Source organism: Burkholderia sp. ZZQ-2 (genome assembly GCF_050768715.1).
Lineage (GTDB): Bacteria > Pseudomonadota > Gammaproteobacteria > Burkholderiales > Burkholderiaceae > Burkholderia > Burkholderia cepacia.
Map to the genome: position 1 here is coordinate 99245 of NZ_LDVA01000273.1, position 24506 is coordinate 123750.

At 66.9% G+C, this 24506-nt stretch carries 22 protein-coding genes; 4 read left to right on the forward strand and 18 right to left on the reverse strand.

Annotation, left to right across the window (positions count from 1 at the left end; translation table 11 throughout):
* Window positions 1-151: 151 nt before the first annotated feature.
* The 18 genes from ABY44_RS21455 to ABY44_RS21540 form a co-directional block, all read right to left on the reverse strand.
* The gene (locus ABY44_RS21455) at window positions 152-517 is read right to left on the reverse strand and encodes a DUF1493 family protein (protein WP_027792812.1); all 366 of its coding nucleotides are present in this window, start codon (window positions 515-517) and stop codon (window positions 152-154) included.
* 3 nt (window positions 518-520) lie between these two features.
* Window positions 521-952: an STM2901 family protein gene (locus ABY44_RS21460; RefSeq protein WP_060174446.1), complete on the reverse strand. Its 432-nt coding sequence runs from the start codon at window positions 950-952 to the stop codon at window positions 521-523.
* Between the two features lie 66 nt (window positions 953-1018).
* Window positions 1019-1144, reverse strand: a complete 126-nt coding sequence (locus ABY44_RS21465; RefSeq protein ID WP_258959084.1) for a hypothetical protein — start codon at window positions 1142-1144, stop codon at window positions 1019-1021.
* Between the two features lie 307 nt (window positions 1145-1451).
* The gene (locus tag ABY44_RS21470) at window positions 1452-3095 is read right to left on the reverse strand and encodes a DUF2334 domain-containing protein (protein WP_027792814.1); all 1644 of its coding nucleotides are present in this window, start codon (window positions 3093-3095) and stop codon (window positions 1452-1454) included.
* Window positions 3096-3112: 17 nt separating this feature from the next.
* The gene (locus tag ABY44_RS21475; RefSeq protein WP_124672355.1) at window positions 3113-3379 is read right to left on the reverse strand and encodes a hypothetical protein; all 267 of its coding nucleotides are present in this window, start codon (window positions 3377-3379) and stop codon (window positions 3113-3115) included.
* Between the two features lie 969 nt (window positions 3380-4348).
* Window positions 4349-5536, reverse strand: coding sequence for a M20 aminoacylase family protein (locus tag ABY44_RS21480; protein WP_060174448.1), 1188 nt, complete (start codon window positions 5534-5536; stop codon window positions 4349-4351).
* A 69-nt stretch (window positions 5537-5605) separates the two neighbouring features.
* Window positions 5606-7075: an aldehyde dehydrogenase family protein gene (locus ABY44_RS21485; protein WP_027792817.1), complete on the reverse strand. Its 1470-nt coding sequence runs from the start codon at window positions 7073-7075 to the stop codon at window positions 5606-5608.
* Between the two features lie 192 nt (window positions 7076-7267).
* Window positions 7268-8593, reverse strand: a complete 1326-nt coding sequence (locus ABY44_RS21490; protein WP_060174449.1) for an NAD(P)/FAD-dependent oxidoreductase — start codon at window positions 8591-8593, stop codon at window positions 7268-7270.
* Between the two features lie 2 nt (window positions 8594-8595).
* Window positions 8596-9330 carry a cupin domain-containing protein gene (locus ABY44_RS21495; protein WP_060174450.1) on the reverse strand — a complete coding sequence of 245 codons (735 nt, stop codon included), beginning with the start codon at window positions 9328-9330 and terminating at the stop codon, window positions 8596-8598.
* 92 nt (window positions 9331-9422) lie between these two features.
* Complete coding sequence (locus tag ABY44_RS21500) at window positions 9423-9887, reverse strand: helix-turn-helix domain-containing protein (RefSeq protein ID WP_051363326.1); 465 nt, start codon at window positions 9885-9887, stop codon at window positions 9423-9425.
* A 107-nt stretch (window positions 9888-9994) separates the two neighbouring features.
* A complete protein-coding gene (locus ABY44_RS21505) occupies window positions 9995-11272 on the reverse strand; it encodes an NAD(P)/FAD-dependent oxidoreductase (RefSeq protein ID WP_060174520.1) in 1278 nt (425 codons plus the stop codon).
* 57 nt (window positions 11273-11329) lie between these two features.
* Window positions 11330-11470 carry a hypothetical protein gene (locus ABY44_RS21510; protein ID WP_155638004.1) on the reverse strand — a complete coding sequence of 47 codons (141 nt, stop codon included), beginning with the start codon at window positions 11468-11470 and terminating at the stop codon, window positions 11330-11332.
* Complete coding sequence (locus tag ABY44_RS21515) at window positions 11470-13344, reverse strand: ABC transporter ATP-binding protein (protein ID WP_059699519.1); 1875 nt, start codon at window positions 13342-13344, stop codon at window positions 11470-11472. Before ABY44_RS21515 ends, ABY44_RS21510 begins: the two co-directional genes overlap by 1 nt.
* Window positions 13344-14303 (reverse strand): ABC transporter permease, encoded by a 960-nt coding sequence (locus ABY44_RS21520; protein WP_027792823.1) that lies wholly within the window; start codon window positions 14301-14303, stop codon window positions 13344-13346. The genes ABY44_RS21515 and ABY44_RS21520 overlap by 1 nt, the downstream gene beginning before the upstream one ends.
* A gap of 30 nt (window positions 14304-14333) precedes the next feature.
* Window positions 14334-15287, reverse strand: a complete 954-nt coding sequence (locus tag ABY44_RS21525) for an ABC transporter permease (protein WP_027792824.1) — start codon at window positions 15285-15287, stop codon at window positions 14334-14336.
* Between the two features lie 79 nt (window positions 15288-15366).
* The gene (locus ABY44_RS21530; protein ID WP_027792825.1) at window positions 15367-16953 is read right to left on the reverse strand and encodes an ABC transporter substrate-binding protein; all 1587 of its coding nucleotides are present in this window, start codon (window positions 16951-16953) and stop codon (window positions 15367-15369) included.
* 581 nt (window positions 16954-17534) lie between these two features.
* A complete protein-coding gene (locus ABY44_RS21535) occupies window positions 17535-19073 on the reverse strand; it encodes a methyl-accepting chemotaxis protein (RefSeq protein WP_060174451.1) in 1539 nt (512 codons plus the stop codon).
* Window positions 19074-19247: 174 nt separating this feature from the next.
* Window positions 19248-19916, reverse strand: a complete 669-nt coding sequence (locus tag ABY44_RS21540; RefSeq protein WP_021156521.1) for a haloacid dehalogenase type II — start codon at window positions 19914-19916, stop codon at window positions 19248-19250.
* A gap of 431 nt (window positions 19917-20347) precedes the next feature.
* Between ABY44_RS21540 and ABY44_RS21545 the strand changes: the two genes are divergently transcribed.
* From ABY44_RS21545 to ABY44_RS21560, 4 genes are all read left to right on the forward strand, one after another.
* On the forward strand, window positions 20348-21208 hold the full coding sequence (locus ABY44_RS21545) for a GNAT family N-acetyltransferase (protein WP_060174452.1): 861 nt from the start codon (window positions 20348-20350) through the stop codon (window positions 21206-21208).
* A 12-nt stretch (window positions 21209-21220) separates the two neighbouring features.
* Complete coding sequence (locus ABY44_RS21550; protein ID WP_060174521.1) at window positions 21221-22147, forward strand: 2-hydroxyacid dehydrogenase; 927 nt, start codon at window positions 21221-21223, stop codon at window positions 22145-22147.
* Window positions 22148-22308: 161 nt separating this feature from the next.
* On the forward strand, window positions 22309-23709 hold the full coding sequence (locus tag ABY44_RS21555) for an aspartate aminotransferase family protein (protein ID WP_060174453.1): 1401 nt from the start codon (window positions 22309-22311) through the stop codon (window positions 23707-23709).
* 84 nt (window positions 23710-23793) lie between these two features.
* Window positions 23794-24285 carry an Lrp/AsnC family transcriptional regulator gene (locus ABY44_RS21560; protein ID WP_006749694.1) on the forward strand — a complete coding sequence of 164 codons (492 nt, stop codon included), beginning with the start codon at window positions 23794-23796 and terminating at the stop codon, window positions 24283-24285.
* Window positions 24286-24506: the final 221 nt, after the last annotated feature.

Below are 24506 nucleotides of genomic sequence, written 5' to 3' on the forward strand. Positions count from 1 at the left end.
CCCGCTCGTTCCGACGAATGAAGCCGCGCGCGATAAATGCACCGGCTGAAGCGCGATAAATGGGTGGGTGGAAAAATTTCACGTGGCTCAACTATATTTCCGCCAATGAAAAAGACCGGTCGGCTATGCCGACCGGTCCTATCAAATACGATCACTCCCCTGCAGCAGCCTCGATCGCGTCCGTATCCCACTTCCCACGTCGCGTTGCCTCCGCCAGCATGCCGAGCGTCAGCGGGTGGCGCTTCGGCGGCCGCAGCCGCTTCACGAACAACCCAATGAGCGACGACAGCAGTTCCTGGCCTTCCGGGCCGAAATAGCGCCGGTACGGGAACCCTTGGGCGTCGACGCCGAACGTCTCGGCCCACTTGTCGATGAATTCAACCCCATCCAGGCCAGTCACGCCGAGATCCTCCTCAAGCCGCGATTCCGGCTGAAGGTTCAACTGGCCACCGAACAATGGCCGGCCGAGTTCCTTACGGGTGAAGGCTTCAAAACGTTCCCAGGTATCGTCTTTCATGGCTCAGAGCACCCGATCCTCGGGCTTCACGAGTCGGTTGTAGGTCGTCACGGTATTGCGCATGATCAGGAACGCATCGCGAGCCAGGAACACCTCGCCTACGACCGGAATCGTCCGGCCGACCCACGCGCCGAGGCGGCGGGTGAAGGAGATTCGAATACCGGACAACCCGACGCCCGTGATCATCGGCAGGCGAAACGGCAGTATTTGGGGAAATAGTTTCCGGGCGGCAAGCGAGGCGACGGAAGTCCCCGGCGTAGCACCAGCGAACTTGCCCGGAACAGGAACGTCGCCCTGACCGAGCAGCATTGCCGACGCGGCGGCCAGATCGTCCAGGCCGAGTTGCTTGCGTGTCTCGTCGAGCGCCACCAGGGCAAAGACGTCGACTGGCCGCAGATTGTGCCAGGTGCCGTAGGTGTAGCGGTTTTCGGACATTCAATTTTTCTCCTGGTCCAGCAAGGGCGCTGCTCTCTCAGCGTGGCCCCCTGCGAAGGCGATACTTTACCGCATTGCCTGGAACAGCCCAGCCGGCGCGGCCGCCCGATCCCCGCTGTACACGATCAGTTCGCCGCGCGCGGCATCGCGGCCGCTCTTGCCTACCGTGTAGTTGAGGCTGGCCTTCTCCATCTCGAACCCCTCGAACACCCGCCGGATATCCGGATGGTCGTTGATGCTGCCATGATCTCGCCGGCGCAGGTCCGCACGGTGGCCGCCATCTGCTCGTACTCCTCGAACGGAAATGCAACGCCGTAGCCCTCGGTCTGCCAGTACGGCGGGGCGCAATAGAAAAACGTGTGCGGCCGCGAGCAGATTTTCCGGCCCGATCCCCTTGGATTTATCTCACTCGCCATCAGGCGAAGCGAAACGTGGCGCCATCGAACCCGGTGAAGGAGTCGAGCCCGGCTCCCCGGCTCCCTCCCGATTCCGGAATCATCTACTTGACGCCATTCCCGGCGACCCACTGAAAGCCGAGACCGGTGATCCCGTTCACCAGGCTCTGGAAATCCTGGAACCCGGGCGTGCCGAGATCGGGCTCGAGCCAGAACGGATGGAAGAAGAATGACGCGAAACCATCCCGAACCGTCAGCGCGTACTGTGCATTCGTGTAGAGATCCTGCCACGTATAGGACAGACACGAGAACGGATCGATACCGCAGATGTTGTATTCGATGTTCCCGAGGTTCTCGGGCAGCACCCGTTGCCCGTAATAGTCGGTATTGATGATGTACGGGAAGAACTGCCCGACCGAAAAATCGTGATTCGGCGCGGTCGAATTCAGGTTCGGCTGATCCGACGTGTAGTAGACGACCCGCTGGTACGTCGTCTTGAACAGCGGCGGAACGGCCTTGATCGAAAGGGGCGACGACTGGTAGTGCGGCGCTTCCCACGCAAAGGGAACATAGCCGTTCGTCGACAGTTCCAGCAGGCCCGCTTTCAGACGGTTCGATGCCCACTGTGTCGAATCTTCGTCCACCGGACGGTTCTGCGTCGCCAGCCAGAACTCGTAGTCATTGCCGCTGACCGCATTGTCGATATTCGGCGTCGAATTGTATTGATGCGTGTAACCGTGCATCACGATACTGCCGCCCCGGATCAGCGCGTAATTGAGCGCCTGCTTCAGGCTGCTCGCCTGCGCGAGGTGTACGGTCAGCGGCACACCGCCGTTATAGGCACCGAGCGGATCCTGGTACAGCGGGATGGTCGCAATCGAAAACGGAATTTTCTTGGAATACATGTAGTCGGTCAGCGTCTTCATCGACGACGAGGTCGTGAACGCGTTGACGTCTTCCAGACGCACCATCGCGCGATGCAGCACCGGCTGGTTGGTCCCGAGAATGTCGTGCAGCAGATCGCAGATCACCAGGTACCGGTCGCGCGGCCCGATGTACGAGAACGGCATGTCGGCGAAGTACCAGAAATTGCCCGCGCGCATGACATAAGGCGCCTGCGCACCGGTCTGACTGTCCTTGATGGTGACGAGTACACTGGCCTTCGTCGCGTCGGACACCGCGGTGATGCCGATGTCCGGATCCGCGCTGACGACGCCGGTGCTCGCGTTGAACGCATAGTATTTGACCATGCTCATGTTCTTGTAGAGCACCGTGTCAAAGAAGTCCGGGTTCGGGTTGCTGCTGGTCGGCGCGTAGGCCAGCCCGCTTATCCCGCTAAAGGTGAATCCGTAGCGGGCCGTGAAGTTGTACGACGGATCCCACGCGACTTCCCACAGGTTGTCCTTGAACCAGACCACCGTCTTCGACGTCTTGACGACGTCCGACAGAAATGCGGCAGGAAGGGTGTTGTTGTAATAGTTCCCCAGGTAGAAAGTCGCCTGGTACTTTTCGACGGTTCCGGCCGTATAGCTGTCGACGGGCGCAAGCGTGACATTGGTGTTGAAATGGCCAAGCAGATTGCGCAGCATGATCGCATAAGCCATGCCGAGTTTCGTGTACGGGTCGTTCGGTGGGGCGTCATAGAGCACGAGGACGTTCGCCGTGGTGGTCTGGGCGAGCACGGTGGACGGCATCTGGCCGAATGCGAATCCGAGCACCAGCACCCATGCGAGGATGAGCTTCTTCATTGTGATCTCCTTCGTGCTTAGTCGCGCTGAATGTCGCCGTTGGCCCGACGATGTTTGCCTTCGTTGAAGGTCGGTCCCCTGCCATGCTCGCGCTCGGCATTCCGTTTCTCGTCTTCCGCCACGCCTGGCACGATCTCCGTCGCGACAGCCGCGCGCGGTGGCGGCTCGACGCGTTTGTGTGAGGCGGAAGCACCGGACGCTCCCGCGTTGCAAACGGGGCTCATCAATGCCGTCGCGGACAAGATCGCTGCACATGCCACGGCAAGCTTGAGTGGGGATTTCATTGGAGAACTCCTTTCACTGGTCTCTGCGTGAAAACCGGAGGTATGTCATCGGAACAACGCCTGGCCTGAGCATTGAGTGTCTGGCGACCGCGGACCCTGGGGGACGTCGATGCCTGAAACAACCTCATACGAATTGCGCCACGCATCGTCACTCGCATGACGACGGAACCGCCACCGGCGTCGGTCACGTCGCCCTGTGATGACCGCAACTGCACCCGCAAACGGCAGACACCCGATGCGTGTGTCGAGCGTGCAGTTGCGGCCCTCGTTTGCTCATCACACCGACCACACATGCATTAACGATGCCAGGCACCGTTCCACCGAAGCGGGCCGGCAACAGACGAAGGAGAACGACATCGCAACGCAAAAAAAACGTAACGCCAAAGAAACGCGCGGCGGCGATGCACGGTGGTACCGGCTTCAGGAATCATCGATACCGGCAGGGGGAGAGGAAATGCATTTCGACTCTGCGCCTGGTTTGCGGCCGATCCGGTGGGGTGAAAAATGCTACGGATCACGAATCGTGTGGCTCGACGGCCTGCATGTCGGAACGTTTCGATCCTGAGAATTTGCGCTGTTCCGTGAAGACGGTCCTGTCTGGCGCAATTCGCCCGTGGCCACGCGAACTTGTCCGGGAGCGTGAAACCTTTGTCGTATGACAAAAGACGATCTTCCTGCAACCGTCAATCAGCTACGAGGATGGCTTTCATCGCATGCGGTCATTTGGCGACGCGCCTCGGCAGCGTGGCCTGACGATACGACGGCCGTGACACGGCGGAGGTTGGCACTGAACACGGCCGGCCAGGCCATGCGGCCGAATACGTCCGCCGGAAAGTCGACGCACGCCCACACGTTCGCGGGCTGCGCGACGCCGGGCAGCACCTGCACGAGTGCGCACGCTGTCGAGCAGCGTGCGCACGTCCCATATCTAGCGCAGCACGATGCCGCGCCCCGATATCAGGCACAGGTTCACGACGATCGCCTGTAGTAATGCTGTGCCAGCGCGACCCAATACCGGACACCGGCCGGGATGATTTCGTCGTTGAAATCGTACTTCGGGTGATGCAGCGACGGTGCCGCCGCGCCCTCCGGCGCATTGCCGATCAGCACGTAAGCGCCGGGCCGTTCCTCCAGCATGAAGCCGAAATCCTCCGACGTCATGTTCGGCGGCACGTCGCGGTACAGGCGTTCGCCACCGAACGTGTCGCCGATCACCGCTTCGCACAGCGCCGTCTCGGCCGGCGTGTTGACCGTCGCCGGGTAATACTGGAAAAACTCGACGTCGACCTGCGCGCCATACGCGCGCGCCAGCCCCTCGCACGTGAGCTGCACGTCTGTCTGCAGTTTCTGCTGCAACGCGGACGACAGCGTGCGGATCGTCCCGCGCAGCTCGACGCTGTCCGGAATGACGTTGTCCGTCGTGCCCGCATGGATCATGCAGACGGAAATGACCGCAGGGTCCACGGGGTCCTTGTGCCGCGCGGCGATGGTCTGACACTGCAGCACCATCGAACACGCGAGCGGAACGGGATCGATGCCCAGATGCGGCTGCGCCGCGTGCGCGCCCTTGCCGGTCACCTTGATCCTGAAGCGCGAGCCCGCGGCCATGATCGGGCCGGTACGCAATCCGAAATGCCCGGCAGGCAAGCCGGGCCAGTTGTGCATGCCGAACACCGCTTCGGTCGGGTATTGCTCGAACAGCCCGTCGTCGATCATCTTGCGCGCGCCCGCGCCGCCCTCTTCTCCCGGCTGAAACACGAAATGAACGGCACCCGGCAATGGCGGCAGCTCCTTCAGAATGCGCGCGGCGCCGAGCAACATGACGGTATGGCCGTCATGCCCGCATGCATGCATGATCCCGTGCGTGCACGATGCGTGCGCGAAGTCGTTGGCTTCCTGGATCGGCAGTGCATCCAGATCCGCACGCAGCACGATGCCGCGCCCCGGATCCGCACCGGGCAGGCTCGCGACGACGCCCGTGCCGCCCAGCCCACGCGATACCGCATAGCCGAGCGCGTCAAGCTCGCGGGCAACGACGTCGGCGGTCCGGTGTTCTTCGAATCGCAGCTCGGGATGCGCATGCAGATCGCGCCGCAGCCTTGCCCAGTGCGCGTGATGCGCTTGCAGCGACGTATCGGGAATGACAGGTTTTTCCAATTTCGGCACCTTCCGAAAGTAAGCGGCTTCCAGTCCGTGCTGCCGCCGCGTTCGCACGCAGCGGCTGCGTCAGTCGTAAAAGCCGATGATCGACTTGATTTCCATGTAGTCCTCCATCCCTTCGATCCCGTACTCGCGGCCGTTGCCCGACTGCTTGTAGCCGCCGAACGGCGCCTGCGGATCCCATGCCGGATAGTTCAAGTGCACCTGCCCTGCCCGGATGCGGGCGGCCACCGCGCGTACGCTTTCGTGGTCGCTGCCCTGCACATGCGCGCCGAGCCCGTACACTGTGTCGTTCGCGATGGCGATCGCTTCTTCCACCGTGTCGTAGGGAAGGATCGCCAGGACCGGACCAAAAATCTCCTGTTGCGCGATCGTCATGTCGGTGCGCACGTCGGAAAAAATGGTCGGCCGCGCGTAGAAGCCCCGATCGAATCCCGCCGGCCGCCCCGGGCCGCCGGCGACGAGTTTCGCCCGTTCGTCGATGCCCGCGTCGATCATCTGCGCGACCCGCCCGAACTGCGCGCGATTGGCAAGCGGCCCATGCGTCGTCGCCTCGGCGAACGGATCGCCGACCACCAGCCGCTCCACTGCCGCGACGGCCAGCGCCTCGACCGCGCCGAGCGCGGCGCGCGGCACGATCATGCGGGTCGGCGCGCTGCACGACTGGCCCATGTTCCTGAATGCGGCGGCGACGCCAGGTGCGATCGCCTGCTGCAAGTCCGCATCCGGCAACACGATGTTCGGCGATTTGCCGCCGAGCTCCTGCGCGACGCGCTTGACGGTCGGCGCGGCTGCCTGCGCGACCAGCACGCCCGCGCGGGTCGATCCGGTGATCGACACCATGTCGACCTCCGGATGCGACGAAAGCGCGGAACCGACCTCTGCGCCATTGCCGCTCACCAGGTTGAATACGCCTGCCGGCACCCCCGCATCGGCGATCACTTCCGCAAACAGCAATGCGCTGAGCGGCGACAGCTCGCTGGGTTTCAGGACGACCGTACAACCGGCCGCGAGCGCCGGGCCGACCTTCGCGGTGATCTGGTAGATCGGCCAGTTCCACGGCGTGATCAGCGCGCACACGCCGATCGGCTCGCGTACGATCGCGGTCGTCCCGCGTCGGGAAACGAACGGATAGCGCGCGAGATTGTCGCGCGCGACCCGGATATGCTCGGCCGCGAGCGGCACGTGCGCGGCGCGCGCATAGGCGATCGGCGCACCCATCTCGGTGGCCAGCGCCGTGGCGAACAGTTCCGCCCGCTCCAGCATCAACGTGTGGACGCGATCGAGCAGCGCGGCACGCGCCTGCGGCGAAGTGGCCGACCACCGTTCGAAAGCGCGGCGCGCGGCGGTGACGGCCCGGTCGGCGTCACGTGCGCTGCCGAGCGGGATGTCGCACACCGTGTCCTCGGTGGACGGACACACGACCGCGAACCGGTCGCCGCCGTCGGGCAGGACCCAGTCGCCGTCGATGAAGAAACGATCCAGCCTGCCGGCTTGCATCAGGTGACGAACGGGGGAAATGACGGATGAATTCATTGCAGGATGTCCTTGAGGCGGTGCTGCACGCCCGCGAACGGCACGAACGACAGTCTGCCGAAGCGGTCGGATATAACGGGCCGATCGAAGCTTGTCGACGGGGTGAGAGCGGCGCGTCCGTCGATCGTCCGTCGATGATTCGCGCCATCGGCATGACCACGGTTCGCGCCGTGGCCGCCGTCGCCCCGCGTACTAGAAATCCGCGACCTTGCCCCACGCGGAATCACTGAACCGTTCCGGCCGATACGGCACCGGGTCGACCAGCGGTTGCGCACCGGTTGCGAGATCCGCGATCAGATGCCCGGCGCCCGGCCCGATGCCGAAGCCGTGACCGGAAAAGCCCGCGGCAAGGATCAGCCCCGGCACACCCGGCACTTCGCCGATGCCCGGCACGCCGTCCGGCGTGCTGTCGACGAATCCGGCCCAAGCGTGCGTGATCTTCGCGTCGCGAAGTTCGGGAAACAGTTCGGCGGCGCGGCGGTGGGTCTCGTTGACCGTCGGCATGTCCGGTTTCGGATCCAGAATGCGTACCGCCTCCATCGGCGTCGGTTCATCGAGCCGCCAGCGCTTCAGCGTTTCATGCCCGCCGCGCACGCCTTCGAGCCAGCCCGGCAGAAGATTGCGCCAACGCTTCGCGAACATCGGCAAGAACTGCGGCGCGAATCGCAGGAACTGCGGCGTCACGTCCACGCGCGCGCGACCGCTGATCGCCAGCGCGTAGCGTCCGTCGCTGCGGCGCGTCACGGACACACCGGACGTATACATCGCACCCGGCAGCGGATGCTCGACAGGCGACACGCTCAGGATCGACTGACGGATCGACGCCTGCGGAAAGCGGATGCCGAGCTGGCGGCAGAACGACGACGCCCATGCGCCGCCGGCAAGCACGACCGTCCTGGTCTTGATGACGCCGGCCTCCGTGACGACGCCGCCGACACGCCCGCCCTCGAGTTCGATGCCGCGCGCCGCGCAGTGCTGGTGGACACTGCCGCCGAGCTTCATCAGTGCGGCGGCGACGGCCGGTGCGGCCTTCTCCGGGTCGGCCGTGCCGTCGGTCGGCGAAAAGACGCCGCCTTTCCACGTCCGCCCGGTCGCGTGTCCGCGCTCGGTGGCCTGCTTGCGGTCGAGCATGTATGTCGTCACGCCCGCGGTCTTCGCGAACTCGCCCCAGTTGGCCCAGCGCGACAGCTCGGCCTCGTCGTTACTCAGATACAACAGCCCGCAGCGATGAAAGCCGGTGTCTTCGCCGGATTCGGCGGCGAATCGTTCCCACAGATCGATGCTCTTGCTCGCCATCGGCAATTCGCGTTCGTCGCGGTTCTGCTGCCGGCACCAGCCCCAGTTGCGGCTCGACTGCTCGGCACCGATTCGCCCCTTCTCGACGAGCGCGACCGATACCCCGCGCCGGGCCAGGTAATAGGCGGTAAAGACGCCGATGATGCCGCCGCCGATTACGACGACGTCGGCCGATGCCGGCGGCGTGGGCGAGGTTTCAATAAGGCGCAGCGGTGGTGACATGGTCAGTCTCGTTCGGTTGAGGCACGTACGTTCTGCACGACGTAAAACTTCGCGACGCGTTCGCTGCTTTCCCACCCGATCGATGCGCCGCGCGGCACGAACAGCGCATCGCCGGTGCCGAGCGACAGCACGCTGCCGTCGGGGTCGGCAAACCGCACGCTGCCGGCCAGCAGGAGCATGAACTCGTTGACGCGATGCGGGCGAACGATCCGGTGATAGGGCGTCGAATCCCACGTACCGGCGCAATACCCGGCACCGTCGTCGAGGAACACGTTGTCGCTGCGGCATTGCGGTGCGGGGCCGAGCAGCACCTCGGGCGGCAGCGATGCGGAAGGCTTGAAGTCGGCGTCGGCCCGCAGCGGAAACAGGCCGTGTTTCGTCGGCGTCGTGCACGCGGCTGCGCAGAACATCAACAACACGCGCGATTCCGCGTTGATGCGAAGCGCCGTGCCGGCGCCGATGACTGCCCCTTCCCCCGGCCCGAGCACCAGCGGCGCGGCCCCGGCCGCTTCGAGCGTCAGCTCGCCTTCGATGACCGCGATCGTTTCGATGTGCGGAAAGTGCGTCACGTCGAGTTCGCCGACGAAGGCGATACGCCCCGCGGCCATCGAGTCGGGGCCTTCCCACGCGATCTCCCGATGTCGCGCAAAAGGATCGCCCTCGCCGAACGCCTGCTTGCGGAACGAGGTGGAACAAGGCGCGCCGTCGGCACGATGCAACACGAAAGCTGCGGTCATTTCTGCTCCTCTGCAGTGCGCGGCGGCCGGATCGAAAAACCGTCGCGCAATATTGGAAATCTCCGTTCGCCGGCGAACCCGCCGGAATCCCGTCAGGTGTGCACGCCGCCCGCACTTGCGCCCGCGCGGCGTTCGGTGTGCGCGCGCGCCGACGTCGTGCGCGCCGATGCACCGCCCGGTCGCGCGACCACGCAATCGCGCGGCGTGATCCCGAGCACCCGCCGAAAATGTCGGCACAGATGGCTCTGGTCGAAGAAACCGACGTCGGTCGCGACGACCGACGGCGCCACACCGGCACGCAACAGGTCCTGCGCCCGCCGTACCCGGACGAGGCACAGATACCGGTGCGGGGACAACCCGGTTTCGCTGCGAAAGCGCGCGGTGAAACGCGATACGCTCAACCCGGCCACCGCCGCGAGCGTGTCGAGATTCAGCGGCTGCGCGAACGACGCGTCGATCGTGCGCAGCACATCGCCGATCGCCGGCGAGACGGGCCGCGCGACGCGCGGTGTGCATGGCGTCGTGTCTTCGACCGAATCGTGAATCAGGTCGAGCATGCTGGCAGTCCTCATTTCGCCGCCTGCGGTGTCACGCCCGGCAAGGCGACGCCCGCTGACGGGCAAACGAAACGCGCTTTCATGTTGAATTCTCCCCGGCGCCCGCTTCAGTGCAGGAAATCCTGCACGCGGTAATACGCGCCGACGAACGGCAGGAACCACGCGTGCCCGAAATGTCCGGGCATCGCCGGCCAGTCGAGCTCGCGCCACGGATTCGAGGCCGTCGCGCCATACAGCACGTCGGCCATGACGCGGCCCATGTGCACCGACATCTGCACGCCGTGGCCGCTGTAGCCCATCGAGTAATAGAGCCCGTCGTGCTGGCCCGCGCGCGGCAGCCGGTCGGCGGTGATGTCCACCAGCCCGCCCCAGCAGTAGTCGAGCCGGACGTCGGCCAGTTCCGGGAAATAGCCGGCCATGCCGGCCCGCAGGATGTCGCCGCTTTTCGCGTCGGAGCGCGGGCTCGACATCGCGAAGCGGGCGCGGCCGCCGAACAGCAGCCGGTTGTCGGGCGTCACGCGGAAGTAGTTGCCGATCTGGCGCGACGTCACGTACGCACGGCGATGTGGGAACAGCCGGTTCAACTGCGCGTCGGCGAGCGGCTCGGTCACGACGATGAAGCTGCCGACCGGCGCGATGCGCCGCCGGAACCATCCGAACGGGCCGTGCTGCGATGCGCCGGTCGCGACGAGCACGCGATCGGCGACGATCCTGCCGCGCGTGCAGGTAATCGCGTGCCGCTCGCCGTCGAGCCGGTCCAGCTGCGTGACGGCCGCATGCTCGTAGACGCGTGCACCCGCGCGCACCGCCGCGTGCGCCAGCCCGACACCGAACTTGCCCATGTGCATCTGCGCACCGTTGCGCTGCAGGAGTCCGCCGTAGAAGCCGTCGGACGCGACTTCATCGCGAATCCGCTCGGGTTCGATCAGTTCGATGTCCGGATCGACGTCGCGCCGCAACGCGTCGAACGTCTTCGCCAGCCCCGCGAAATGCTGCGGCTTCGCGGCGAGCTTCAGCTTGCCCGCGCGCCGGAAATCGCAGTCGATCGCGTGTTCGGTGACGATCGTCTCGACGCTCTTCACCGCGCTTTCGTATGCGCGATAGAACTGCTTCGCCGGCTCCGCGCCCATGCGCGCGGCCAATGACGCGTAATCCTGCGCGACGCCCGTGTTGCACTGGCCGCCGTTGCGGCCGGACGCTTCGCCCGCGACCTGCGCGGCCTCGAGCACGACCACCGATACGCCGCGCTGCGCCAGCGCGAGCGCCGCCGACAAGCCGGTAAAGCCGCCGCCGATCACGACCACGTCGGCGCGCCCTTCGACGGGGCCCTCGCAGCCCGCGCGAAATGCGGGGCGGGTATCCAGCCAGTACGATTCGAATTTCATCGGGTCCTTCTCGAGCTTGTTGACGACGACGATCGGCTGCCGTTCACGGGAAATCATTTAATCACCATCAAAAACCGCAGTTGCCGCGTATTCGCGCGCGGCACGCGCGCAAATCGCCGTTTTGGGCAACCGCCGCAGCAGACTATGCGGTGCACCGGCCGCCACGTCGCGCGCGCCGAACGGCGGCGTGTCGCGCATTACAGCTGCACGGGCTGCCCGGGCGCGGCACCCGCCTGCGTCGGCTCGGCCTGGAAGCGCGCCAGGTCTTCCTCGTTGCGATGGCACAGCACCTGCGCGCCGTTGTCGAGCTTGCGCAGCACCGGTGGCGTCCGGTTGCAGACGCCGTCCACCCGCATCGCGCAGCGCGACAGGAACGGACACAGCTCGCCGTCGTCCGCGCGCTCGCCGATCGGCACCAGCGGCCGATGGCAGCGCTCGGCCGCATCGTCGAGCCAGCCCGCGCGCAGCTCCGGCGCGGACGACACGAGCAGGTGCGAATACGGGTGATAAGGCGGCGCGCACAATGCGTCGCGGCTGCCCGTCTCGACGCGGCGGCCCGCATACAGCACGACGATGTCGTCGCTGATCGCGCGCACCTTCGCGATGTCGTGCGTGATGAACACGTAGGACACGCCGAGCTTCGCCTGCAGGTCGCGCAGCAGGTCCATGATCGCGGCGCCGACCACAGTGTCGAGCGCCGACGTGACTTCGTCGCACAGGATCAGGTCGGGTTCGGCCGCGAGCGCGCGCGCGAGGTTCACGCGCTGCTTCTGCCCGCCCGACAGCTCGCCGGTGCGCCGCGCGGCCACCGCCTGCGGCAGCCGCACGAGTTCGAGCAGCTCCGCGACGCGCTGCCGCGCACGCGCGCCCTTGATCCCGTGGTAGAACGCGAGCGGCCGCGCAAGCGTGCGCTCGACGGTATGCACCGGATTGAGCGCGGTGTCGGCGTTCTGGAACACGATCTGCACCCGGCGGTGCTGCTCCTTGGTGCGCTTGCCGATATCGCGCGCGAGCGGCTCGCCGTCGAGCAGGATCTTCCCGGCCGCCGCCGGCACCAGGCCCGCGATCACCTTGGCGAGCGTCGTCTTGCCGGAGCCCGATTCGCCGATCACGCCGACCGTCTGTCCGCGCCCGATGCGCAGGTCGACTTCGTTCAGGATCAGCTTCGCGGGCCAGCCCTTCGCGTTGCGGCCGCCGTAACCGGCGACCGCGCCGCGCACCTCGAGCAACGGCGCCGGGTCGGCCGGCGCCGGTTTCCCGTCGCGTTGCGCATCGTTCGGCGTGACCGCCGCGATCAGGCTCTGCGTGTACGGGTGCGCCGGCGCATGCAGGATCTGTTCGGTGTCGCCCGTCTCGCGGATCACGCCGTCGCTCAGCACGACGATCCGGTCGGCCATCTGCGCGACCACGGCCAGGTCGTGCGACACGTAGACCGCGCTCATCCCGTAGCGCCGGATCACGCTCTTGAACGCCTGCAGCACGTCGATCTGCGTGGTGACGTCGAGCGCCGTGGTCGGTTCGTCGAGAATCACGAGCTCCGGATCCGTGATCAGCGCCATCGCGGCCATCAGCCGCTGCAACTGCCCGCCCGACACCTGGTGCGGATAGCGCTTGCCGATCGTCTCCGGCTCCGGCAGCGCGAGCGCGCGGAACAGCTCGACCGCCTTTGCCTGCGCATCGCGCTTCGACATCGTCCGGTGAATCAGCGCGCTCTCGATCACCTGGTCGAGGATCGTGCGTGACGGGTTGAACGAGGCAGCCGCGCTCTGCGCGATATACGCGACCTTGCGGCCGCGCAGCGCGGCCAGGCCCGACGCCGACAGCCTGCAGACGTCCGTGCCGCCGATCTTCACCGAGCCGCCGGCAATCCGGCAGCCGGTGCGCGCGTGGCCCATCAGCGACAGCGCGATCGTCGTCTTGCCCGAGCCGGATTCGCCGATCAGCGCGAGCACCTCGCCGCGCCCGATCTCGAAGTCGACGTCGTGGACGATCGTCGTTTCCGCGGCGCCCGGGCGACCGCCGACAACGCGCAGCCCGCGCACCTCGACGAGCGGAGTCGATTGATCTCGCATCAGTGTTCTCCGGCGGCCGCGGCCGCGCCCTTGCGGCGGCCGCGATGCGGCAGACCGTCGATCAACAGGTTGACGCCCACCGTCAGGATCGCGATCGCGACCGCGGGCATGATCGCGACAGCCGAACCGTCGCCAAGGCTCGCGATGTTCTCGCGCACGAGCGAGCCGAGGTCCGCGTACGGCGGCTGCACGCCGAGCCCGAGAAAGCTCAGGCCGCTCAGCAGCAGCACGACGAACGTGAAGCGCAGGCCCGTATCGGCGAGCATCGGATGAATCATGTTCGGCAGCATCTCGACGCACGCGATGTACAGCGCGCTCTCGCCGCGCGCCTTCGCGACCTGCACGAATTCGAGCGTGCTGATGTTGACCGCCAGCGCGCGCGCGATCCGGTACGAGCCCGGCATGTAGCTGACCGCGGCGGTCAGGACCAGCAGCGGCAGCGACGAGCCGAACGCGGCGACGAACATCAGCGCGAACATCTTCGACGGAATCGACGTGAGCGCGTCGAGCAGCCGGCTCATCGTCTCGTCGACCGCGCGGCCCGACACGGTCGCGAGCAGCCCGAGTGTCGTGCCGGTCAGCGCGGCGAGCAGCACCGCGGCGAGCGCGAGCAGCACGGTCAGACGCGTGCCGTACAGGATCCGGCTCAGCATGTCGCGGCCGAGGAAGTCGGAGCCGAACGGCAGCTTCGCGCTGAACCGCGCGAACACGTCCGGCGTGACGATCGCGCCCACGTCGTGCGGCGCGAGCAGCGGGGCGAACACCGCGATGAACAGCATCAGCCCGACCATCGACAGGCCGACACGGCCGCCGGCCGTCAATTCGATGCGTGCGGAACGGCGCTTGCGCGGCTGGTCGGGGGCCGGGGCGGCGGGCGGCGTCGCGCCGCCCCACGGCGGGCGCGGTTCGCCGGACGGCGGCAGCGTGTTGCTGCGTTGAACGGGGTCGGTCGGGTGCATGGGCGGCATCTCGGAAGAAGGACGGGACGGTCAGGTCCGCAGTCGCGGGTTCGACACGATCGAGCACAGGTCGGCGAACAGCACGAGCGTCAGGTAGGCGACGCAGAAGATCATCGTGCACGCCTGGACCAGCGGGAAATCGCGGTTGCTGACGGCGTCGACCATCAGGCTCGCGAGGCCCGGATAGTTGAAGATCGTCTCGACGACGATCACGCCGCCGAGCAGATACGACAGGCTCAACGCGATCGCATTGGCGATCGGGCCGATCGCGTTCGGCAACGCATGGCGCAGCACGACGCGTGCGGGGCTCGCGCCCTTGAGCACGGCCATCTCGACATACGACGCGCTCAACTGCTCGATCACCGCGGCGCGCGTCATGCGTGCCATCTGCGCGATCACGACCGCGCACAGCGTCAGCACCGGCATCGCATACGCACGCAGGAAATCGTGCAGGCTTTCGATCTCGCCGCTGTACGACAACGCGGACAGCCAGCGCAGCTTCACGGCGAACACGAGCACGGCGACGGTCGCGATCAGGAATTCCGGCGTCGCGACGAGCGACAGCGTGCCGAGGCTGATCACGCGGTCGACCAGCGACTCGCGCTTGACCGCCGCGAGGATGCCGAGCAGCAGCGCGATCGGCACCGACACGGCGGTCGTGATCGCCGCAAGCGTGAGCGACTTCGGCAGGCGCCCGCCGATCATCTCCGACACCGGCATGTCGCCGGACAGCGAACGGCCGAAATCGCCGTGCATCAGGCCGGCGAGCCAGTGCGCGTAACGCACGTGCGCGGGCATGTCGAGGCCGAACTGCTGGCGCAGCGCGGCAACCGTCTCCGGTGTCGCCGACTGGCCGAGCGCGGCCTGCGCGGCGTCGCCGGGCAGCAGGTTCGTGATCGTGAAGATGATCGCGGACACGATCAGCAACGTCAGCGCGGTGAGCGCGATGCGTCGGACGATCAGGCCGATGAGAATTCGGTTCATGAAGCGACACTCCCGAAAAGGCCGCGCGTGGCCGGCGCGGTCGCCCGCACCGGCCGCACGGCGGCCGCCAGCAACGACGTCACGCGTTCCACCACACGTGCTCGGCGAACATGAAGCCCATCATCCCGCCGGTCGGGATCGAACCGAGACCGGCGAGGCGCTTGTCATAACCGTCGAGGAAGCTGATGAAGGCCGGAATGCCGACGCGCCCCTGCTGCGACACGATCACCTGCATGTCGCCGTACATCTGCTTGCGCTTCGCGTCGTCGGTTTCCGAACGCGCGGCGAGCAGCAGCTGGTCGAACTTCGCGTTCTTCCAGCCCGACTCGTTCCACGGCGCATCCGACTTGAAGAACTGCGTGAACAGCACGTCGGCGCTCGAGCGCGGGTTGATGTTGCCGAAGGTGAGCGGGTGCTTCATCCAGTGGTTCGACCAGTAGCCGTCGGGCGACGCGCGGTTGACCTGCAGGTTCAGCCCGATCTTCTGGCCGGCCTGCTGCAGCAGCACGGCCATCTCGACCGACCCGTTCGCGTCGGACGTCGCATACATCGGCGGCAGCGTGACGCCCAGCGCGCCCGCCTTCTGGAGCAGGAATTTCGCCTTGTCCGGATCGTGCGCGCGCTGCGGCAGCGACGCGTTGAAGTAACGATGCCCCGGCGGAATCGGCTGGTCGTTGCCGATCACCGAGTAACCGCGGAACACCGCCGAGCGGATCTGCTCGCGATCGAACAGGTACTTCATCCCTTCGACGAAATCGGGATTCGAGACGATCGGGTTGTCGCTGCGCATGATCAGGTCGGTGTAGAGGCCCGACTTGGTTTCCTTCAGCGCGTAGCCCGGCGTCGACGAGACCCGCTGCGTCGAGCGCGGATCGATCGCATTGATCAGGTGCACGTCGCCCGACAGCAGCGCGTTCAGGCGCGCGGCGCTGTCGCCGATGCCGATCAGCTCGATCTCGTCGAGATACGGCCGGCCCGGCTTGAAGTAGCTGTCGTTGCGCACGCCGACGGTCGACACGCCCGGCTTGAACGACTTGAGCTTGTAAGGGCCGCAACCGATGCCGGTGCTGAAGTCGGTCGTGCCGTCCTTGACGATCACGAGCTGCGGCGTCGCGAGAATCACCGGCAGATCGGCATTCGCGCTGACCAGCGTGAGCGTGACTTCGTCCGGGCCGCTCGCCTTCGCGTCGGCGAACTGGTCGGCGAGCGGCTTGACCTTCGATGCGGTGGCGGCGTTCTTGTGGCGCATCAGCGAATACACCACGTCGGCCGGGCCGACCGACTTGCCGTCGTGGAACGTGACGCCCTTGCGCAGCTTGATGACCCACGTCTTGGCATCGGTGGTCTGCAGCGACTCGGCGAGGTTCATCTGCGGCGTCAGGCTCGCGTCGAGCTGCGTGAGGCCGCTGTAGAACATGAAGAAACGAATGTAGTCGGCGCCGGTCGAGCCCTTGGCCGGGTCGAGCGTATCGGCCGTCGAACCCGATTCGTTCGCGACCCGGATCTTGCCGCCGCGTTTCGCCGCGGGCGCCGCGAATGCGCTCGCGGGGTTCATCAGGAGTCCGCCGGCGCCGGCGGCCATCATGCCGCTCGCCGCCATGACCTTCATCATGTCGCGGCGAGTGAAACCACCGTTGCCGCCGCCGTTGTCGATATCGTCGCTCATCCGAACTGCTCCTGACTGTTGAAAGTGGGGTCTGGGGTCCAGCGTGGTTCTCGAATCCCGCAGTGCCCGCTTGCTGGTGGCGGGCGCAACGTCGTACACATGCAATTCATTTAAGCATCGCCAAAATGCGGTTTGTCGCGATTCGGGCCGCCCGCACGATACGAATCGACCGTTTTGAGCCGCCCGCGCAGCATGATTTGCTGCGTGCGCCCACGTGTCGCCGTGTACCCGGCGGCGTGTCGCGGCGGTTGCCCAACCCGTGTCGATGCAGGAAATCGTAAGGCCGCAGCCGCCGCAGATTGCGCCGACAAAATTGTCCGTTCGGCATCCGGCGCGCGTTTGGCACACGCAAACCGCACGTTTGTGTCGAATGCGTGTCCGCATGCCGATGACGGCTGAAACGCACGGTGTATTGCGGCAGATCGCCGCATGCACGGGCGTCGACGGTGGGGATCGCGACGGGACGTCGCGCAGGAAAGTTCAGAAGAATGCCGCTCGATCGGAACGGCTTGGCGGGAAGACGGGAGGATGACGGGACCGCCGGGAAACCGGACCCGTGCGGCCGTGCAGTCGTGCAGTCGTCAGGCAGCGAGCCGGAATACCGATACGGCGGCCCGCAGGCGCGCCGCCTGCTCGTCCAGCGACGAAGCGGCCGCCGCCGCCTGCTCGACGAGCGCGGCGTTCTGCTGGGTGACTTCGTCCATTTGCGCGACCGCCAGCCCGATCTGTTCGATGCCGGTGCTTTGCTCGGCCGACGCCGCCGAAATCTCGCCCATGATGTCGGCCACCCGGTCGATCGACCGGACGATCTCCGTCATGCGCTCGCCGGCCGTCTCGACGAGCCGGCTGCCGCTGCCGGCCCGCTCGACCGACGCGTCGATCAAGCCCTTGATGTCCTTCGCGGCCGCGGCGCTGCGTTGCGCGAGCGAGCGGACTTCCGACGCGACGACGGCGAACCCGCGCCCCTCCTCGCCGGCCCGCGCGGCTTCCACCGCGGCGTTGAGCGCGAGAATGTTGGTCTGGAATGCGATGCTTTCGATCACGACGGTAATGTCGGCGATCCGCACCGACCCATCCGAGATCTGCCGCATCGTTTCGACGACCGCCTGCACGGCGGCGCCGCCGAGTTCGGTCGCATCCTTGGCCTGGGCCACGAGCGCATTCGCCTGGCGCGCGTTGTCGGCGTTCTGTTTGACCGTGGACGTGATCTGCTCCATGCTCGCCGCCGTTTCCTGCAGCGACGCGGCCTGCTGCTCCGTGCGCTGCGACAGATCCAGGTTGCCTTGCGCGATTTCGCCGGTGCCGGTGGCGATCGAGTGGGTCGTGGTCTGGATCTCGGCGATGGTGTCGGTCAGCCGCGCCTTCATGTCGCCCAGCGCGACGAGCAGGCTGCCGGGCGCGGCGTGCGCCGTATCGAACTGCACGTCCAGTTCGCCGGCCGCGATGCGGGCGGCGATCTGCGTCGCATGCGCGGGCTCGCCGCCCAGCGTGCGCCTGACGCTGCGCAGCACGCCCCAGGCGATGGCCGCGAGCGCCGCGGCGATGACGAGCGCGACGGCGCCGAGCGCCATCGCGAGCCGGGCAAACGCCGCGTTGATGTCGTCGTAGAAAAATCCGGTGCCGATCCACCAGTTCCAGTCCGGAATCGCGACCACGCCCTGCAGCTTCGGCTCCAGGTCCGCGTCCGGGCTACGCTTGATCAGCACGTCGACGAGCGCGAAATGCGCCTGCGCCATCCCCGCGCGGTACGCCTCGCTGTCGGTCATGCCGCTGGTCGTGCGGTTGCCTTTCGCGCGCGTGCCGATGAATTTCGCGTTCGGGTGCACGAGGTTGACGCCGTCGGACGTCGTGACCCAGAAGTAGCTCTTCGAATTCGCGTTGAGCGCGGCCAGCGCGGCCTTGGCCTGCTGCTGCGCCTGCTCCTGCGTGAGCGTGCCGCTCGTCTGCAGCGCGCGATACGAATCGACCAGATGCTCGGCCTTGGTCAGCAGAATGACGACCTCTTCGCGGCGGCTGTCGATCAGCGCGTCGCGCAGCGTGTGCAGCGACAACGCGGCGAGCAGGACGACGCCGAGCAGCGCCGCGGCGACGAGCATCAGCAGTTTGGTGGACAACTTCATGCGGGGGCCTCGAAATATTAACCGTTCGGTACATATATCGGCCGGGGCGGCCCCGCCTTGAACGACTCGATATCGGTAATTACCCTCGTTTCGTATGCCGATCGAACGCGTGACGGGGCGCGCCGGCATCGCGGCCGCGTCCCGTCGCGCGATGGATCGGCCGGCCCCGGCGGCTTACAGGCCGAGCTGCGTCGCGAGATGGCCGATATCCGACACTTCGTAATAGTTGTAGAACGGCGTGCCCGGCTCGTGGCCGCGATTGACGAACGCCTTGTGCTTGATGCCCAGATCCTCGGCCGTCATCAGGTCGTAGCGCAGGCTCGACGACACGTGCAGCACGTCCTCGGGCTTGCAGCCGAGCTTGCCGAACATGTATTCGAAGCCCTGCATCCGCGGCTTGTACGACTGCGCCTGCTGCGCGGTGAACACCGCATGGAACGGCGCGCCGAGCTTGTCGACGTTGCTCATGATCTGTTCGTCCATTGCGTTCGACAGGATCACGAGCTTGTACTTCGTCGCGAGCCGCGACAGGCCCGCCGGCACGTCCGGATGCGGGCCCCACGTCGGCACCGCATGATAGAAGCGCTCGGCCTCGGCCTCGTCGAACTTCACGCCGACTCGCGCGCAGGTGCGCCGGATCGCGTTGACGACGACGTCGCGGTACGGCTTCCACGCGCCGAGCACCTCGTCGAGCCGGTAAGCGGCGAACGCACGCACGAAATCCTCCATCGCGACCGGCGAGAGCCGGTCCGCGTAGATCTCGCGCGCCAGGTCCGCCATCTGGAAGCGGGTCAGCGTGCCGTAGCAGTCGAACGTGATGTACTTCGGTTCAAATTGGATCATGGTGACGTCCTGTCGGTGTGAAGCCCCGGCAGGGCCGGGGACGGGCTGGGTGGTACGAAATTGAATCAAGGCAAAAAACCCGGCGCACGTCGTTCGACGCCGCCCAAAACGCAGAATCGCCGCGTGTTGCGCGGCGCGGGCAGCACGATCTGCGGCGCTTGCCGGCGCGGTCCCGCCGCACCGGCGGGGCGGCGCGCCGGCAAGCGGCCGCGACACCGGTGCTTTCATCGTAGTGCCGTTCCCACAGCAGGCGCTGTCGGATTGACGGGCCGCGGCGGCACGATCCGCGCGTTCGCACGCGCCGATCGAGCCGGTTTGCGTCGATCTTGCACGGCCGCCCGCCGTCGCCGGAAAACAGGCGAATCATCCTATCCGTGCCGCGGTGTCGCTGGCAGAGTCGATATGTCATTCCTACCCATCCGGAGTCCAGCGTGTCCGATCTCAACCCTTCCCGCACGCTTATTTATCGTCGGTTCACCGAAACCGACCTGCCCGCCGCGCATCGTCTGTCGGAAGCAGTCAAGTGGCCGCACCGGCTCGACGACTGGCGCTTCGTGCTCCAGCTCGGCGACGGCTTCGTCGCCGAGGACGAAACCGGCATCGTCGGTACCGCGCTCGGCTGGCGCTTCGGCGAAGCGCACGCATCGCTCGGCATGGTCATCGTGTCGCCCGAGCACCAGGGCCGCGGCATCGGGCGCGAACTGCTCACCCGCGTGGTCGACAGCTTCGGCACGCGAACCATTTTTCTGCACGCGACGCCGGCCGGCGAGCCGCTGTACGCGAAATTCGGGTTCGAGGTGATCGATACGATCGACCAGCACCAGGGTGCCGCCTTCCAGCCGCCGCTGATATCGCTGCCGCCCGGCGAGCGCCTGCGGCCCATCGGCGCAAACGACGGCCCGCGACTTGCCGCGCTCGCCTCGCGGGCCGCGGGTTATCGGCGCGACGAGGTGATCGAGGCGCTGCTCGGCGTCGCGAACGGCATCGCGCTCGATCGCGACGGCGAACTGCTCGGCTTCGCGCTGTTCCGCCGCTTCGGCCGCGGCCATGCGATCGGCCCGGTGGTCGCGCCGGACGCGCAGCGCGCGCAGGCGCTGATCAGCCACTGGCTCGCGCTGCACGAAGGGAAGTTCGTGCGGCTCGACGTGCCCGGCGACAGCGGGCTGTCCGACTGGCTGCAGGGGCTCGGTCTGCCGCGCGTCGATACCGTCGTCGCCATGGCGCGCGGCGCGACGCCCGCGCGCGACCCGGCGCTGCGCGCGTTCGCGATCGTGAACCAGGCACTTGGTTGAGCGGTGCCGACGATGAGCTTTCTCTACAAGGCCGACCCGGTGCGCGGTGCGCAATGGGCACAGCGCTTCGCGCAGCAGGCGCCCGAGCTTCCGTTCCGGATCTGGCCGGACCTCGGCGATCCTGAAGCCGTCCGTTATCTCGCCGCGTGGCAGCCGCCCGACGATCCGGCCACGCTGCTGCCGAATCTCGAAGTCGTGTTCTCGGTCGGCGCCGGCATCGATCAGTTCGACCTGTCGCGCGTGCCTGCGCATATCCCGGTCGTGCGGATGATCGAGCCCGGCATCGTCGAAGGCATGGTCGAATACGTGACGCAGGCCGTGCTGACGATCCACCGCGACCTGCTCGACTACGCGGCGCAGCAGCGCGCGCAAGTGTGGCGCGAGCAGCCGGTGCGCGCGGCCGCGTCGCGGCGCGTCGGCGTGCTCGGGCTCGGCACGCTCGGCCAGGCCGTGCTCGATACGCTGCGCCGCTTCGGCTTCCCGTGCGCCGGCTGGAGCCGCACGCCGCGCACGCTCGACGGCATCGACTGCTACGCGGGCGACGCGGCACTCGACGCGTTCCTCGCCCGCACCGACATCCTGATCTGCCTGCTCCCGCTCACCGACGGCACGCGCGGGCTGCTCGGCGCACGCGTGTTCGATGCGCTGCCGGCGGGCGCGTCGCTCGTGCAGGTCGGGCGCGGCCCGCAGCTCGACGAAGCCGCGCTGCTCGCGGGGCTCGCGAGCGGCCGGCTCGACAGCGCGATCCTCGATGTGACGGACCCCGAACCGTTGCCGGCCGGCCATCCGTTCTGGACGCACCCGCGCATCCGGATCACGCCGCACATCGCGAGCGCGACGCGGCCGGACACCGCGGTCGAGGCCGTTCTCGCGAACCTCGCGCGCCATCGCGCGGGGCAGCCGATGATCGGCGTCGTCGATCGCGCGCGCGGTTACTGACGCGTGCGCCCGGCCCGGCGGGGCGCGCAGCAGAAAATGCCGAAGCGCCCCGCACAAACGCCGCGTTCGTATGTTTCAGACTGCAAATTGAAAACGCATGAGGATGGCTCGCCCGGTAGCATGAACTCATCGCTGACACCCGACGAGAGTCCCGCCCTGCCATGAACCACGCCGCGCTGATCGAAGCTGATCGTCAACACCTGATCCACCCCGTCGTCAACTATCGTGCGCACGAGGCGCGCGGCGTCACCATGCTCGAATCCGCCAACGGCGTGTTCCTGCGCGACGCCGACGGCCATACGCTGCTCGATGCGTTCTCGGGCCTGTGGTGCGTCAACGTCGGCTACGGCCGCGACAGCATCGTGAAGGCCGCCGCCGAGCAGATGGCGAAACTGCCCTACGCGACCGGCTATTTCCATTTCGGCTCGCAGCCCGCGATCGAGCTGGCCGAACGGCTCGCAGCGCTCGCGCCGCCGTCGCTGAACCGCGTGTACTTCACGCTCGGCGGCTCGGACGCGATCGATTCCGCGGTGCGCTTCATCACGCACTATTTCAACGCGACAGGCCGCCCGTCGAAGAAGCAGATGATTGCGCTCGAGCGCGGCTATCACGGCTCGTCGTCGATCGGCGCGGGCCTCACCGCGCTGCCCGCGTTCCACCGCCATTTTGACCTGCCGCGCGCGGACCAGCACCACATCCCGTCGCCCTACCCGTACCGCCATCCGCTCGGCGGCGATCCGCAGGCGCTGATCGCCGCGTCGGTGGCCGCGCTGGAAGCCAAGGTTGCCGAACTCGGCGCCGACAACGTCGCCGCGTTCTTCTGCGAACCCGTGCAGGGTTCCGGCGGCGTGATCGTGCCGCCGGCCGGCTGGCTGAAGGCGATGCGCGACGCGTGCCGGCGCCTCGGCATCCTGTTCGTCGCCGACGAGGTGATCACCGGCTTCGGCCGCACGGGCCCGCTGTTCGCGTGCGAGACCGAACAGGTCGATCCGGACCTGATGACCGTCGCGAAGGGGCTGACGGCCGGCTATGCGCCGATGGGCGCGGTGCTGATGTCCGACGAAATCTACGAAGGGATCGCGGGCAGCCGTGCGGAATCGGCCGTGGTCGGGCACGGCCATACGTATTCCGCGCATCCGGTCAGCGCGGCGATCGGCCTCGAGGTGCTGAAGCTCTATCACGAAGGCGGGCTGCTCGCGAACGGCCAGGCGCTGGCGCCGCGCTTCGCGGCGGGGCTCGATGCGCTGCGCGCGCATCCGCTCGTCGGCGACGCGCGTTCGGCCGGCCTGCTCGGCGCACTCGAGCTGGTCGCCGACAAGGCGCACAAGACGCGCTTCGACGCGGCGCTGAACGTGCCGGACAAGATCGCGGCGGCCGCCTACGCGAACGGCGTGGTGTTTCGCGCGTTCGGCGACGGCGTGCTCGGCTTCGCGCCGGCGCTGAGCTTCACCGCGGGCGAGTTCGACCTGATGTTCGAACGCGTGCGCAAGACGCTCGACGACGTGCTGGCCGATCCGGGCGTGCAGCGCGCCCTCGACGCCGCGCACGCGCAGCCGGCCTGACCGGCCGAGGGAAAGCCGGGCTTGTGGCGGCCATCGTTCGACTCTAAAGTAACCGGACATTCCATTTTTCCGACTCACGTGAACATGACGGACAGCAAGCTGGATCGCATCGACCTGCGCATCCTCTCCCAGTTGCAGAAGCGCGGCCGCATGACCAACGTCGAGCTGGCGGATGCGGTCGGGCTGTCGCCGAGCCCCTGCCTGATCCGCGTGAAGCGGCTCGAGAAGGCCGGCTACATCGGCGGCTACGGCGCGCACATCCAGCTCGAGAAGCTCGGCGACGTGCAGGTCGTGTTCACCGAGGTCACGCTGGCCGACCACCGGCGCGAGGACTTCGACCGCTTCGTCGCGGCGATCCGCAACGTCGACGAGATCGTCGAATGCCACCTCGCGAGCGGCGGCTACGACTATCTGCTGAAGTTCATCACGCGCAGCGTCAGCCATTACCAGACGATCGTCGAAGGGCTGCTCGAGCAGAACATCGGCATCGAGAAGTATTTCAGTTACGTGATCATCAAATCGCCGTTCGTCAAACGGCACTACCCGCTCGAATCGCTGTTCGGCGAACGTCACTGACGGACGGCGTGCGGCAACCCCGGACGCGGCAACGTGCTGTCCGCGCGGGGTAGTCGCGCGCCCGCGCCTCCGCCTTCGCCGATCCGCTTCCTCCAAGGACCTGTCATGCCGCTTACGCCGTCCCGAACCGAACTCGTTCGCACCGCCAACCTGATCGACGGAACGTGGCGCGACGCGCTCGACGGCCGTCGCTTCGACGTCGTCGATCCCGCGACGCTCGA

Coding starts and splice junctions, on each gene's coding strand:
- ABY44_RS21455 (WP_027792812.1), bottom strand. CDS start 517: ATGAAAGACGATACCTGGGAACGTTTTGAAGCCTTCACCCGTAAGGAA.
- ABY44_RS21460 (WP_060174446.1), bottom strand. CDS start 952: ATGTCCGAAAACCGCTACACCTACGGCACCTGGCACAATCTGCGGCCA.
- ABY44_RS21465 (WP_258959084.1), bottom strand. CDS start 1,144: ATGGAGAAGGCCAGCCTCAACTACACGGTAGGCAAGAGCGGCCGCGAT.
- ABY44_RS21470 (WP_027792814.1), bottom strand. CDS start 3,095: ATGAAGAAGCTCATCCTCGCATGGGTGCTGGTGCTCGGATTCGCATTC.
- ABY44_RS21475 (WP_124672355.1), bottom strand. CDS start 3,379: ATGAAATCCCCACTCAAGCTTGCCGTGGCATGTGCAGCGATCTTGTCC.
- ABY44_RS21485 (WP_027792817.1), bottom strand. CDS start 7,075: ATGAATTCATCCGTCATTTCCCCCGTTCGTCACCTGATGCAAGCCGGC.
- ABY44_RS21490 (WP_060174449.1), bottom strand. CDS start 8,593: ATGTCACCACCGCTGCGCCTTATTGAAACCTCGCCCACGCCGCCGGCA.
- ABY44_RS21495 (WP_060174450.1), bottom strand. CDS start 9,330: ATGACCGCAGCTTTCGTGTTGCATCGTGCCGACGGCGCGCCTTGTTCC.
- ABY44_RS21500 (WP_051363326.1), bottom strand. CDS start 9,887: ATGCTCGACCTGATTCACGATTCGGTCGAAGACACGACGCCATGCACA.
- ABY44_RS21505 (WP_060174520.1), bottom strand. CDS start 11,272: ATGAAATTCGAATCGTACTGGCTGGATACCCGCCCCGCATTTCGCGCG.
- ABY44_RS21510 (WP_155638004.1), bottom strand. CDS start 11,470: ATGCGCGACACGCCGCCGTTCGGCGCGCGCGACGTGGCGGCCGGTGCA.
- ABY44_RS21515 (WP_059699519.1), bottom strand. CDS start 13,344: ATGCGAGATCAATCGACTCCGCTCGTCGAGGTGCGCGGGCTGCGCGTT.
- ABY44_RS21520 (WP_027792823.1), bottom strand. CDS start 14,303: ATGCACCCGACCGACCCCGTTCAACGCAGCAACACGCTGCCGCCGTCC.
- ABY44_RS21525 (WP_027792824.1), bottom strand. CDS start 15,287: ATGAACCGAATTCTCATCGGCCTGATCGTCCGACGCATCGCGCTCACC.
- ABY44_RS21530 (WP_027792825.1), bottom strand. CDS start 16,953: ATGAGCGACGATATCGACAACGGCGGCGGCAACGGTGGTTTCACTCGC.
- ABY44_RS21535 (WP_060174451.1), bottom strand. CDS start 19,073: ATGAAGTTGTCCACCAAACTGCTGATGCTCGTCGCCGCGGCGCTGCTC.
- ABY44_RS21540 (WP_021156521.1), bottom strand. CDS start 19,916: ATGATCCAATTTGAACCGAAGTACATCACGTTCGACTGCTACGGCACG.
- ABY44_RS21550 (WP_060174521.1), top strand. CDS start 21,221: ATGAGCTTTCTCTACAAGGCCGACCCGGTGCGCGGTGCGCAATGGGCA.
- ABY44_RS21555 (WP_060174453.1), top strand. CDS start 22,309: ATGAACCACGCCGCGCTGATCGAAGCTGATCGTCAACACCTGATCCAC.
- ABY44_RS21560 (WP_006749694.1), top strand. CDS start 23,794: ATGACGGACAGCAAGCTGGATCGCATCGACCTGCGCATCCTCTCCCAG.